Annotated in this window: 9 protein-coding genes; 2 read left to right on the plus strand and 7 right to left on the minus strand. The window is 69.7% G+C overall.

Translation table 11 applies throughout. The features are described from left to right. Positions 1–4,155, plus strand: coding sequence for a translocation/assembly module TamB domain-containing protein (locus K309_RS0108715; protein ID WP_029046067.1), 4,155 nt, complete (start codon positions 1–3; stop codon positions 4,153–4,155). 58 nt (positions 4,156–4,213) lie between these two features. Beyond that, the gene (bamE, locus tag K309_RS0108720; RefSeq protein ID WP_029046068.1) at positions 4,214–4,762 is read left to right on the plus strand and encodes an outer membrane protein assembly factor BamE domain-containing protein; all 549 of its coding nucleotides are present in this window, start codon (positions 4,214–4,216) and stop codon (positions 4,760–4,762) included. 60 nt (positions 4,763–4,822) lie between these two features. Here bamE and K309_RS0108725 read toward each other — a convergent pair whose 3' ends face one another. The 7 genes from K309_RS0108725 to K309_RS0108755 all read right to left on the minus strand — a co-directional run bounded on the left by K309_RS0108725 (position 4,823) and on the right by K309_RS0108755 (position 13,017). Continuing rightward, on the minus strand, positions 4,823–5,785 hold the full coding sequence (locus K309_RS0108725; protein ID WP_029046069.1) for an ABC transporter ATP-binding protein: 963 nt from the start codon (positions 5,783–5,785) through the stop codon (positions 4,823–4,825). A gap of 23 nt (positions 5,786–5,808) precedes the next feature. Further along, entirely contained in the window at positions 5,809–6,828 is a 1,020-nt protein-coding gene (locus K309_RS0108730; RefSeq protein WP_051320391.1) for an ABC transporter ATP-binding protein, read from the minus strand. Positions 6,829–6,845: 17 nt separating this feature from the next. Beyond that, positions 6,846–7,739 carry an ABC transporter permease gene (locus K309_RS0108735; RefSeq protein ID WP_029046071.1) on the minus strand — a complete coding sequence of 298 codons (894 nt, stop codon included), beginning with the start codon at positions 7,737–7,739 and terminating at the stop codon, positions 6,846–6,848. Next, complete coding sequence (locus K309_RS0108740) at positions 7,732–8,643, minus strand: ABC transporter permease (RefSeq protein WP_029046072.1); 912 nt, start codon at positions 8,641–8,643, stop codon at positions 7,732–7,734. The genes K309_RS0108735 and K309_RS0108740 overlap by 8 nt, the downstream gene beginning before the upstream one ends. A gap of 78 nt (positions 8,644–8,721) precedes the next feature. After that, the gene (locus K309_RS36190; protein WP_232232338.1) at positions 8,722–10,113 is read right to left on the minus strand and encodes an ABC transporter substrate-binding protein; all 1,392 of its coding nucleotides are present in this window, start codon (positions 10,111–10,113) and stop codon (positions 8,722–8,724) included. A 280-nt stretch (positions 10,114–10,393) separates the two neighbouring features. Further along, positions 10,394–11,188 carry an IclR family transcriptional regulator gene (locus K309_RS0108750; protein WP_029046073.1) on the minus strand — a complete coding sequence of 265 codons (795 nt, stop codon included), beginning with the start codon at positions 11,186–11,188 and terminating at the stop codon, positions 10,394–10,396. A 92-nt stretch (positions 11,189–11,280) separates the two neighbouring features. Continuing rightward, positions 11,281–13,017 carry an AMP-binding protein gene (locus tag K309_RS0108755; protein WP_029046074.1) on the minus strand — a complete coding sequence of 579 codons (1,737 nt, stop codon included), beginning with the start codon at positions 13,015–13,017 and terminating at the stop codon, positions 11,281–11,283. Between the last annotated feature and the right edge of the window lie 18 nt (positions 13,018–13,035).

The raw sequence follows: 13,035 nt of genomic DNA on the forward strand, positions 1-13,035 counted from the left end.
ATGAGCGCCCACGACCTGCCCGACGTGCCCGGCGAAGGCACGCCCGAGGAGCCGAACCCGCCCGCGCCGCGCAAGCGCCGGCGCGTATGGCGCGCGCTCGCCTGGTTCCTTGGCGTGCTGCTGGTCCTGGTGATCGCACTGATCGGCGCCGGCGTGGCGGCACTGAGCACCGAGGCCGGCACGCGCCACCTGTGGACCCTGGCCACGCGGCTGTCGGCCGGCATGCTCAGCGGCCGGCTCGAAGGCGGCACGGTCGCGCACGGCTTGCGCTTGCGCGACGTGGTCTTTGCCAGCGGCCAGACCCGCGTGACGGTGGACCGCGTCGATGGCAGCTGGGCCATGACCTGGCAACCGCGCCGCCTGCACGTCGACTACCTGCGCATCGGCAAGGCCGAGGTCCGGCTGGGCCCGTCGGCGCCGAGCACCGAGCCGGCGCAGATGCCGAAGTCGCTGGAACTGCCGCTGGCGATCGACGTCGACGCGCTGACGCTGGAGCGGCTGGCGCTGCTGCAGGGCACGGCGCCTGCCGCCCAGCCGATGGTGTTCGCCAATCTGTCCGGCGCGCTGCACAGCGACGGCCAGCACCACCGCGTCAGCGTCGACAAGCTGGAGACGCCGTACGGCAAGCTTGCCACCAACGCCCAGATCGGCGCGCGCGCGCCCTTCCCGCTCAGCGCCGAAGCGCTGCTGGAGGCGAGCTGGCAAAAGGAGTCCTTTGTCGTCAACGCCACCGCCAGGGGCACGCTCGAAGCCTTGCGCGCCGAGCTGCAGGCCAACGGCGACCGCATCCATGCGCGCGCCGGCGCTGACCTGACGCCGTTCGGCAAGGTGCCGTTCACGCAGTTGCTGGTCGATGGCGAGGGCATCAACCCGCGGCTGTTCAGCCCCACCGCGCCGCAGGCCAACCTGACGGTGCATGCCGAGCTGCGGCCGGTGGATGGCGCGGCGGCGGCTGCGGCACCGCCAGCCGCTTCCGCACCCGCGGCATCGGCAGCCGCGGCATCGGCACCTGCAGCATCTGCCCCTGCCGCGGCGCCGCCGCCCGCGCTGCCCGCGCCGCTGGCCGTCGCTGGCGACATCGATATCCGCAACCTCGAAGCCGGCCCGCTCGACAAGGAGCGCCTGCCGGTGCGGTCGGTGCGCGCCCATGTCGAACTGAGCGAAATGGCGCAGGCCGTCAGCGACCTGCGCGTGGCCCTGACCGGCAAGGCCGAGATCACCGGCGGCGGCACGCTGCGCGACGGCCGCGGCGGCTTCGACCTGGACGTGCACCGGCTCGACCCGGCCGCGCTGCATGGCTCGCTGACCAGCGCCAGCCTGTCCGGGCCCGTGGTGCTGCGCATGGAGCCGGGCCGGCAGAGCGTGGCGCTGGACCTGTCCGGCGCGGCGCTCAAGCTGTTCGCCGATGCCAGCATGGACGCCGACACCGTGACGCTGGCCACGCTGCGCGCGACCGTGGGCCCCGGCGTGCTGACCGCCGAAGGCAAGCTGGGCCTGAAGGACAAGCAGCCGTTCAGCTTCAAGGGCAAGCTGGCGTCGTTCGATCCGTCGCGGCTCGCCAAGGTGGCCGCGGGCCGCATCAACGCCGACTTCAGCGCCAGCGGCGAGATTGCCCCGGTGCTTGGCGTGGCGCTCGATTTTGCCGTGCACGAGAGCGAATACGCGGGCCTGCCGATGACCGGTGGCGGCAAGGTGCGGCTCGTCGGCGAGCGGCTGCTGCCGAGCGAGGCCGCGCTCAACATGGCCGGCAACCAGGCCAACCTGCGCGGCAGCTTCGGCGCGCGCGGCGACCAGCTCAGGCTGGCGGTCGACGCGCCGCAACTGGAGCGCCTGAAGTTCGGCGTGGCCGGCAAGCTCAAGCTCGACGCCACCATCACCGGCACGCTGAAGAAGCCCGAGGTGGTGGCCGACTACAACGCGCAGGCGCTGGAGGTCGGACCGCACAAGGTGGCCACTGCCAGCGGCCGCGCCGAAGTGCGCGGCGGGCTGGACGGCCCGCTGTCGGTGCAACTGGCCGCGCGCGACTACCGAGGGCCGCAGGCCAGCCTCAGCACGCTCGATGCCACCCTCAACGGCACCCAGGCCAGCCACGTCTTCGACATCAAGGCGGCCGGCAGCCTGAACCGCCGGCCATTGCAGCTCGCGCTGGCGGGGCAGGGCGCATGGAAGGGGCCGGATGGCTGGAACGGCACCATCCGCACGCTGGAAGAACGCAGCACGGTCAGCCTGCGGCTGGCCGCGCCGACGCAGCTGCTGGTCGCGGACCAGCGCGTGCGCCTGGGCGCCACGCGGCTGCTGCTGGACAACGCCACGCTCGCCATCGACAGCTTCGACTGGGACCATGGCCGCATCCGCAGCCAGGGCACGCTGATTGGCCTGCAGGTCGGCCACGTGCTCGAACTGATGGAAACCATTACCGGCGAAAAGCCGCCGGTGCGCTCCGACCTGGTCATCGACGGCCGCTGGAACCTGGCGCTGGCCGAGACCGCGAGCGGATTTGCCGAAGTGCGGCGGCGCAGCGGCGACCTGTCGGTCAATGCGGGCCGCGGCTTCACCACGATGGGCCTGGGCGAGACCAGCCTGCGCGCCGAGGCGGGCGGCAACCGCATCGCGCTGCGCGGGGGCATGGTGTCGGGGCGCATCGGCAAGGTGGTGGTCGATGCCTCGGCGGGGCTGGTGCAGGAGCAAGGCCTGCAGACGGTGGGGCCGGCGTCGACGCTGGCGGGCACCGTCACGATCGACGTGCCACGACTGAAATCGCTCGAGGCGCTGACCGGGCCGCAGTATGCCTTCGACGGGCGCCTGGCCGCCGCGCTGCGGCTGGGCGGCACGGTCGGCGCGCCGCTGCTGGCCGGCACCGTCGATGGCGACAACCTCGCCGTCACGCTGTACGACCTGGGGCTGCGCCTGACCGATGGCACCGTGCGCGTGGCGCTGGACCAGAACACGGTGGAGCTGAAGCACGTCGAATTCCACGGCGGCGATGGCAAGATCACCGCCACCGGCAACGTCAAGCTCGGCGAAGCCGATCCCAACCTGACCGGCAAGATCGTCGCCGACAAGCTGCAACTGTTTGCCAGCCCGGAACGCACGCTGGTGGTGTCGGGCGACGCCAGCATCGCCAACGAGAACAAGCAGATCGTGATCCGCGGCAAGTTCCGCGTCGACCGCGGCCTGTTCGATCTGCCCAAGGCCGGCGCGCCGGTGCTGGGCGACGACGTGGTGGTAATCCGCCGCAAGGACCAGCGCGCGGTCAAGACCGCCGCGACGCCGGTCGTGCCCGAGACCAAGCCGGCGAGCAAGTTCAGCCCGGTGATCGACCTGACCGTCGACCTGGGCAACGACTTCCGCTTCCGCGGCGCGGGCGCCGACCTGCTGCTGGCCGGCCAGCTCGGGGTCAGGAGCGAACCGCTGGTGCCGCTCAAGGCCGTCGGCACGGTGCGCGTGACGGATGGCACCTACGAGGCGTTCGGCCGCAAGCTGAACATCGAGCGCGGTATCATCAATTTCAACGGGCCCATCGACAACCCGAACATGAACATCCGCGCCATGCGCCGCAACCAGGAAGTGGAGGCGGGCGTCGAGGTCACGGGCACGGTGCGGCTGCCGCGCGTGCGGCTGGTGTCGGAGCCGAACGTTCCCGACGAAGACAAGCTGTCCTGGCTGATGTTCGGCTACGGCGCCGAAAGCGCCGCCGCGGGCCAGCAGCGCCAGCTGGGCGGTGCCGCGATGGGCGGCGCGGCGCTCGGCCTGATCGGCGGCAAGGCGGGCAAGGGCATCGTCTCGCATTTCGGCATCGACGAGTTCTCGATCGGGCCCAGCACCGCGGGCCTGAACGACCAGCAGGTGGTCAGCATGGGCAAGGCCATCACCGACCAGATCGCGGTAGGCTATGAGCAGAGCCTGACCTCGGCCTCCAACGTGGTGAAGCTGACCTGGCAGTTCTCGCGGCGCTGGTCGCTGATTGCCAAGGGCGGCTCCATCAACGGATTGTCGGTCTTGTTCAACCGCCGCTTCGACAGCTGGGCGATCCTGTTCTCGGGCGCCTCGAACCGCAGCGGCACCAGGAGGAGCCAGGATGACGGCCAGACACTCGATCCCGAAAGCGCCGCGCAGGCCGCCTCGTCAGTCATTGCCGAGCCCGTGCGCCGCTGAAGCAAGCCCCGCCCACCTACGCCCCGCCAACCACGCGTCGCCGCGACGCCTTGCCGCCATGGGACTGATTGCCTCTGTGCTTGCGCTGTTCGGCTGCGACCAGCGCAAGGTCGATGAAGCGATGAAGAAGGCGGGCGAAACCGCGCGCAATACCTGGAACGCGATCAAGCCTGACAGCGAGCTGTTCAAGGGCATCGTGCCCGGCCAGTCCACCGAGGAAGACCTGCGGCGCCAGGCCGGCAAGCCGGAGATCGTCTGGGAAGAGGCCGACGGCGGCCGCCGGCTGGAATATCCGCGCGGACCCGAGGGCACGACCACGTGGATGGTCATCATCGGTGCCGACGGCAAGGTCGCGCGCATCGAGCAGGTGCTGACGCCGGAGAACTTCGCGCGCGTGCGCGCCGGCATGAGCAAGGACGATATCCGCCGCCTGCTGGGCAAGCCAACCAAGGTCGAGGCCTTCGCGCTGAAAAAGGAAGAGGTGTGGGGCTACCGCTGGATGGAGACATCGACCGACAAGGCCTTCTTCAACGTGCATTTCAGCACCGATGGCACGGTGACGACGACTTCGCGCAGCGACGATCCGTCGAGGATGCAGGGCGGCTGAGGCCGGCGCGGCGGCCCTGAGCCGTCGCCCGTTGCGATTGCGGCTACCGAACCGTGGCGATCACACCAGCAGGTGGCAGGCCGCCACATGCACCGGCTTGCCATCGCCATGCGGGGCCAGCTGCCGCAGGCGCGGCAGGTCCTTGCCGCATGCCGGCGCCGCGCGCGGGCAGCGCGGATGGAACTTGCAGCCCGGCGGCGGGTTCAGTGCCGAACCGATCTCGCCCAGGATCAGCCCCTCGGCCGGCTGGTGGTCCGGATCCGGCCGCGGCGCAGACCCGAGCAGCGCCTGCGTGTACGGATGGCGCGGCGCGCCGAACACCGCCGGGCTCGGCCCGCTCTCGGCCATGCTGCCCAGGTACATCACGCCCACCGCCGAACTGAAGTGCTCCACCAGCGCCAGGTCGTGCGCGATCATCACATAGGCGATACCGAAACTGCGCTGGATGTCCGCCAGCAGGTTGACGATCTGCGCGCGGATCGACACATCCAGCGCCGAGGTCGGCTCGTCCAGCACGATCAGCCGCGGCTGCAGCGCCAGCGCGCGCGCCACCGCGATGCGCTGGCGCTGCCCGCCGCTGAACTCGTGCGGATACAGGTCGAGCGCGCCGGGCGGCAGGCCGACGATCTCCAGCAGCTCGAGCAGGCGCCGGCGCAGCGCCGCACGGTTGCCGCCGAGGCCGTGCGCGAGGAGCGGCTCGGCCAGCAGCATGCCGACCTTCAGGCGCGGATTGAGCGACGAGGACGGATCCTGGAACACCGCCTGCACCTGGCGCCGGTAGGCCAGCACGCCCTTGCGGCCGAGCGTGAGCACGTCCTGGCCGTCGAAGCGGATGGTGCCGGCGCTGGGGCGCTCGAGCAGCAGCAACTGCCTGGCGATGGTGGTCTTGCCGCAGCCGGACTCGCCCACCAGCGCGTAGGTCTGGCCGGCATCGACGGCAAAGCTGACGCCGTCGACGGCGCGCACCGTGCCGCCGCCGTGTACGGGAAAGTGCTTCTTCAGGTCTTGGACTTCGAGCAGCATGGGGCCTCCTGAGCGCGTGGGGCTTAACCGGCCGAAGCCAGCCAGCAACTGACCTTGTGGCCGGATTCCAGCTCGATCTCGGGCGGATAGGCGTCGTCGCACAGCGGCTTGCGGTGCGGGCAGCGCGCGGCGAAGCGGCAGCCGTGCGGCGGATCGATCAGGCTGGGCGGGCTGCCGGGGATTGCATACAGCCGCTCGCGCTTTTCGCCGAAGTGCGGGATGGACTTGAGCAGCGCCTGCGTATAGGGATGGGCGGGCCGCTTGTACAGCGTGCGCACGTCGCCGGTCTCGACGATGCGCCCCGCGTACATCACCGCCACGCGATGGCAGATGCTGGCGGCCACACCGAGGTCATGCGTGATCAGGATGATGCCGACGCCGGTCTGAGCCTGGATCTTGCGGAACAGCGCCATGATCTGCACCTGGATGGTCACGTCCAGCGCGGAGGTGGGCTCGTCGGCCACCAGCAGCCGCGGCGCGCTGGCGATCGCCATGCCGGTCACCACGCGCTGGCGCATGCCGCCGCTGAACTGGTGCGGGTAGTCGTCGAGCCGCGTCTGTGGGGAGGGGATGCGCACGCTTTCCAGCACCTGCACCACCTGGCGGCGGCGCGCCTCGCGGCTGTCCGCGCGGCCGTGGTAGTGCAAAGGCGCGCCAACCTGGTCGCCGACGGTGAAGACCGGGTTCAGCGAGGTCAGCGGGTCCTGCGAGATCATCGCGATCTTGCGGCCGCGGTACTCGCGGCTCATGGCATTCTCGGGGAGCTGCAGCAGGTCGGTGCCGTCGAGCAGGACCTTGCCGCCCAGTTGCGCGCCGCGCGGCAGCAGGCGCAGGATCGACAGGATCGTCATCGACTTGCCCGAGCCGGACTCGCCCACCACGCCCAGCGTCTCGCCCTCGTGCACGTGCAGGTCCACGCCGTCCACCGCGCGCACCAGTCCGCGGCGCAGGTCGAGATGCGTGGTCAGGCCCTGCACCGACAGCATCGGCGCGGCGACGTCGCGGACACCCGGCGCGACGGGGACAGCTTGTTGTTGCGTCATGTCCTGGCTGGTGCCGTTCATAGCTGTCTCCTTTTCGGGTCGAAGTGGTCGCGCAGCCAGTCGCCCAGCAGGTTGGACGCCAGGCAGGTCGCCATGATGGCCAGCCCCGGCATGGTGATGGCCCACCATGCATTGGTGATGTAGTTGCGCGCGTCGGCCAGCATCAGGCCCCAGGACACGTCGGGTTGCTGGATGCCCAGGCCGAGGAAGCTCAGCGAGGCCTCGAAGATGATCACCTGGCCGACCTGCAGCGTGGCCAGTACCAGCAGCGTATTGAGCAGGTTGGGCAGCAGGTGGCGGCGGAAGATGGTGACAGTGCCGCAGCCGGCCACGCGCGCCAGCGCCACGTAGTCGCGCTGCTTCAGCGACATCACCTCGCCGCGCACGATGCGCGCGTACCAGGTCCAGTAGGTGATCACGATGACCAGCACCACGGTCTCGAAGCCCGGGCCCAGCACCGCGGCCAGCACCAGTGCCAGCGCCAGCGCCGGGATCGACATCTGGATATCGACCAGCCGCATGATCAGCGCGTCGAGGCGCCCGCCGAAGTAGCCGGCCAGCATGCCTGCCACGGTGCCGATGCCGCCCGAGATCAGGATGGCGTACAGCGCCACCACCAGCGAAATGCGCGTGCCGGCCATGATGCGGCTGAGCAGGTCGCGGCCCATGTTGTCTGTGCCGAGCGGATAAGCCCAGCTGCCGCCTTGCAGCCATGCCGGCGGCTGGAATGCGAGGCCGAGGTCGAGGCCGTTGGGGTCGTGCGGCAGCAGCGCTTCGCCGCCGATGGCGCAGGCCAGCAGCAGCGGGAACACGGCCAGCGCGAACCAGGGCAGGGTGCCCAGCTCGCGCCGGCGCCGCTTGCGGGCCAGCGGCGCCGCCGTGGATGCGGGAGGGATGGCGATCTCAGGCATGGCGGATCCTCGGGTCGATCAGTCCGTAGCTCAGGTCGACCAGCAGGTTGGACAGCACGAACAGCACGGAGGTGAGCATCACGCCCGCCTGCACCACGGGGAAATCGCGCGCGAACACCGCTTCGACCACGGTGCGGCCGACGCCCGGCCAGGCGAAGATGACTTCCACCACGAAAGCGCCGCCCAGCATCGCCGCGAAATACACGCCGAGGATGGTGACCAGCGGGATCGCCGCATTGCGCAGCGCGTACTTCCACACCAGCACGCCTTCCGGCAGGCCCATGGCGCGGCCCATGCGGATGTAGTCGCTGTCGAGCACGTCGAGCATGGCCGAGCGCACCACCCGCGTCTGCGCCGCCACCGGATACCAGCCCAGCGCGATCGCTGGCAGCACCAGGCTGTTCCACGAATCGCGCCCGAATGCCGGCAGCCAGTTCAACTGCACCGCGAAGAACAGGATCAGCAGCAGCCCGACCCAGAAGTTGGGCATGGCCTGCCCGAGCATGGCGAAGACCTTGGCGAAGCGGTCGAACCATGAGCCGCGGTACACCGCCGACAGCACGCCGAACGGCACCGCCATCGCGATCGAGAAGCCCAGCGCGGCCAGCGCCAGTTCCACCGTGGCCGGCAGACGTTCCAGGATCAGGCCAAGTGCCGGCTCCTGCCAGCGGTAGGAGTTGCCGAAGTCGCCGGTGACGGCATGGCTGAGGAAGACCAGGTACTGCGCCACCAGCGGCTGGTCCAGGCCGAGGTGCTGCCGGGTCTGCTCGATCACCTGGGGCGGCGCATCGGCCGGCAACAGCAGGGCAAGCGGGTCGCCGGACAGGCGCGAGATCAGGAAGATGATCACGCTCGCGCCCAGTATGCTGATCAGTCCGTGCAGCAGGCGTTTCGCGATGGGCATGACAGGCTCCGTGGGGATGGCGTCAGCGGGGATGCCGCGTCCGGCGCGCACGCGGCGCGTGGCGGACGCGGCGGCGGGTCAGCGCTGCTTCCAGCTCACTTCCTGGAACGAGCGCCAGTAGTCGCGGATGGGCCAGGGCACGTAATCGATCTTGTTGTCGCGCCAGGCAAAGGTCACCAGCGGCCGGTACGTCGGCAGCCCACCCAGCACGCGCTCCTGCTTGAGCCGCGCGATCTGCTTCAGCAACGCGGTGCGCGCGGCGGGATCCATGGTGTGGCGCTGTTTCTCGACCAGGGCATCGACCTCGGGGTCGTTGGTGTAGGAGTAAGTGCCCCAGCCGCCGCCGCCCTGGTAGCTGTGCAGGTGGCCGGACCACGCCAGGCCGGGGTCGCCGGGCAGGCCCTGCGACCACATCCAGCTCAGCACGCCATCCATTTCGGGCGGGCCGGAGCGGCCGCGCTTGCCAAGGCTGATCCACGCTCCGTATTCCAGGTTGCGCACCTGGCAGCGGATGCCGACCGAGCTCAGGTAGGCGTACATGGCTTCGCCGACTTCCTTCACGCCCGGCTCGCGCGGCGTGGTGAGGTTGTAGCAGGGCGTGTCGAAACCGTTGGGATAGCCCGCCTGCTTCAGCAGCTCGCGCGCACGCTTCTGGTCGAACGGGTAGGGCTTGAGCGCGGGATCGTAGCCGTTCGATTCCCTGCCCACCTGCGCGTAGCGCTCGCCCTGGCCGAACAGCACGCGCTTGATGATGGCGTCGACGTCGATCGCATGCGCCGCCGCCTGCCGCACGCGCACGTCGTTGAACGGCGACTTCGGCATCTGCGTGTTGAAGTTGAGGAAGAGGTTGTTGCCGCTCACCAGCGTGACGGTTTTCACGCCCGGCATCTTCTTGAACTCATCGACCATCGAGGGCGGCACATTGTCGATGAAATCGACCTTGCCGGTCTTGAACGCCGCCACCCGGGTCAGATCCTCGGGGATCACCTTGATGGTCAGTTCCTTGACGCCCGGGCGCTTTTCCTTGTTCCAGTAGCCGTCGAAGGCTTCCAGCTTGAGCTCGTCCTTGACGGTGCGCGAGACGAACTTCCACGGGCCGGTGCCGACGGGCTTGCGCGCGAATTCTTCCTCGCCGACCTTCTGGATGTACTTCTTGGGCATCGCCCACAGCTGCATGTTGCCGACGATGAACTGCGCATCGGGCTCCTTGAAATGCAGCTTGAAGTGGTGTGGGTCGACGATCTCGAAGCGTTCGATCGACGAGACGTAGTGCGAGAAGAAGCTGCCCTTCGGGTCGCGCTGGCGCTGCCAGGAAAACTCGAAGTCTTCGGCCGTGAGCGGGTCGCCGTTGTGGAAACGCACGCCTTTGCGCAGTTGCACGTCCAGCACCGGCTTGCCATCCTTGCCGGTCTCCAGCTTCCAGCTTTCAGCCAGCCAGTTCTCGTCCTTGAGCGCGGCATTGCGGCGCACCAGCATCTCGAAGATCTGGCCAACAAAATAGTGGTCGACGCCGGCAGAGATCTTGACCGGATCGAGCGTGGTGGATTCCGCGCCGAAAGCGACGGTGAGGCTGCCGGGGTGGCCGCCGAGGGAGGCGCTGCATTCGCAGCGCCCGTCACCGGCACGGTGGCTGCGGCCAGCATGCCGGCCAGCAGGCGGCGCCGGGCGGCGTCGGTCAATTTCGGTTGCATGGTGTCTCCTCCTGTGGCGCCGTCGGATGCGGCGTGGTTGGTATGAAGAACGGGCCCGCTCAACGCGGGAAACTGTTCTCGAGCTGACGCACCACGTCCAGCAGGCGCGGGCGCACCTCGTCGAGCAGGAACGACGGGGACAGGCGGAACGCCGGCCCGCCCACGTTGATCGCCATCGGCGCCATGCCATGGCCCGGCGCGAAGCCGCGCGCAATGCCGTGGACGTCTTTCTGCCAGTCGCCCATCGAGCAGGCCACGCCAAGCGCGCGGTGGTCGGCGAGCGCCTGCTCGATGCCCCGAAGCAGCCGCGGCCACGCCACGTCGTCGATCTCTCGCACCTGCTCCAGGAAGTCCTGCCGCTGCTCCGGCGGCACCACCGCCAGCCAGGCCCGGCCGATGGCCGACGTGGCCACCGGGATGCGCGAGCCGGTATCGAGCGTGAGTGCGATGGCCTCGGCGCTGCGGCAATGCTCCACATAGATCATCGAGAAGCGGTCGCGCGTGCCCAGCGAGACCGTGCCGCCGGAGAAATCCGCCAGTTCCTGCATCAGCGGACGGGCCACCTTGCGGATATCCAGCCGCGACAGCATGGCGCTGCCCAGCCGCAGGCAGGCCGTGCCCAGGCTGTACTTGCTGCTGCCGTGTTCGTGCGCCAGGTAGCCCAGCCGCGTCAGCGTCGAGGTCAGGCGCGACACCGTGGACTTGGGCAGCCGGCAGCGCTCGGCGATCTCCTGGTTGCCCAGCGCGCGGTCGCTGGTGCGGAAGCAGGCCAGCACTTCCAGCCCGCGCGCCAGCGCGGTGACGAAGTGGCGGTCCGCCTTGGCGGCGCCGCCCGGTGTGGATCGGTCATGCATGGCCGTTGGCTCCTCGGTTTGCCGTTGACCGCCAGCCGCCTGCGTGGCGCGCCCCGTCGGGGCACGCCAGCGCGGCGCGGATTGCCGCGCGGTCAGCGGCTGGCTTCCGCGTCCAGCAATGCCTGCAGCTCGACCTTGCGCACCTTGCCGGTGGCGGTCAGCGGCAACTCGGGCAGGATGCGGATCTCGGGCACCTTGTAGACCGCCATCTGCTCGCGGCACCAGGCGTGCAGCGTGTCCGCGGAGGTGCCGTCGGCATGTTCCGGGCGCAGGCGGATAAAGGCCACCGGCACCTGGCCCTTGTCCGCGTCGGCGCGGCCCACCACGGCCGAGCCCAGCACCGCCGGGTGGCGCGACAGCAGCACTTCCAGCTCGGAGGGGAACACGCTCATGCCGCGCACCTTCAGCATCTCCTTGCGCCGGCCGAGGAAGTGCAGGTAGCCGGCCTCGTCATAGGCGCCGATATCGCCGGTGCGGAACCAGCCGTCGCGGAACACTTCGGCGTCGACGTCCGGGCGCCCCCAATAGCCCTTGAGCAGCGACGGGGTGCTCACCACGATTTCGCCTTCCGCGCCGATGGGCAACACCGCGCCGGTGTCGAAGTCGCAGATCTTGATGCGCGTGCCCGGCACGGGCAGGCCGACGAAGACCGGGCGGCCGCGCAGGTCCATGTCGTCGGCCTGCATGCCGGTGGTGAAGGTGTCGCTGGTATGGGTCTCGGTCATGCCCCACGCGCCCTCGGCAATGATGCTGCCGGTGAGCGCGTGCCAGCGCTGGCGTATGTCGGGCGTGATCTTGCGGATGAACGAGGCGGCGCGCGTGTGCTGCAGCGAACTCAGGTCGTAGCCGCCGGCGTCGGGGTGGTTCATCAGCTCGACGGCGTTGTCCACCACCAGGAAGGTGCGGTTGACGCGATAGCGCGCGATCGCGGCCATCACCGCCACCGGATCCCAGCGCGCCAGCAGCACGAGGGTGGCACCGCTGAAGACCGGGCTGATCAGCCCGAGGTTCTCGCCGGCGATCCAGAACATCGGCAGGAAGTTGAGCATCACCTCGTCGGAGCCTTCTGCCAGGCTGCCGGCGTCGGCGCTGCCGGACATCGCGTACGAGGCCGCCGCGGTGTAGACCATGTCGCGCTGCGTGTGCATGCAGCCCTTGGGCAGGCCGGTGGTGCCGCCGGTGTAGTTGAGCGCGGCCAGCGCGTCCAGGTCCACCGGCGGCAGCGCGCCGGCCGGCCCGGTCTGGCGCAGCGCGTGCAGCAGGTCGGTGGCACCCTTCACCTCCAGCGGCGGCGCATCCAGGCCGGCGGGCAGCGGCAGCGTGGGCTGGTCCGGCAGCATCGCGCCCGCACTGGTGGTGTAGATGGTGCGCAACCGTGTCTGCGCGCGCACCGACATCAGCAGCGGCGCCAATTGGTCCTGCACGATGATGGTGGTGGCGCCGGCATCGTTCAGCTCGTAGACCAGTTCGTGTTCCTTGAAGAGCGGGTTGACCGGCACATAGACCGCGCCCAGTTTCAGGATGCCGTAGAAGGCCACGTGGAACTGCGGGCAATTGCCCATCATCACCGCGACCCGGTCGCCTGCGCCGATGCCGTCGGCCCTGAGCCGCGCGGCGCAGCGCTCGGACAGGTCGTCGAGTTCGGCATAGGTGACGGTGGCGCCGTACCACTCCAGCGCGGGATGGCGGGGCCGCTTGCGCGCCCACGCGCGCAGGTAGTCGCCCAGCGGCGCTTCGCCGTGCGGATAGGCCGGGGCGGTGGGCAGGCCGGCGGGCCAGATCTTGCGATGCCGGGCTTCCAGGTCTTCGAAGAACGCTTGTTCGTTCATTCCTGCTGTCTCCTGTCG

This window comes from Cupriavidus phytohabitans (assembly GCF_000426345.1).
Classification (GTDB): domain Bacteria; phylum Pseudomonadota; class Gammaproteobacteria; order Burkholderiales; family Burkholderiaceae; genus Cupriavidus.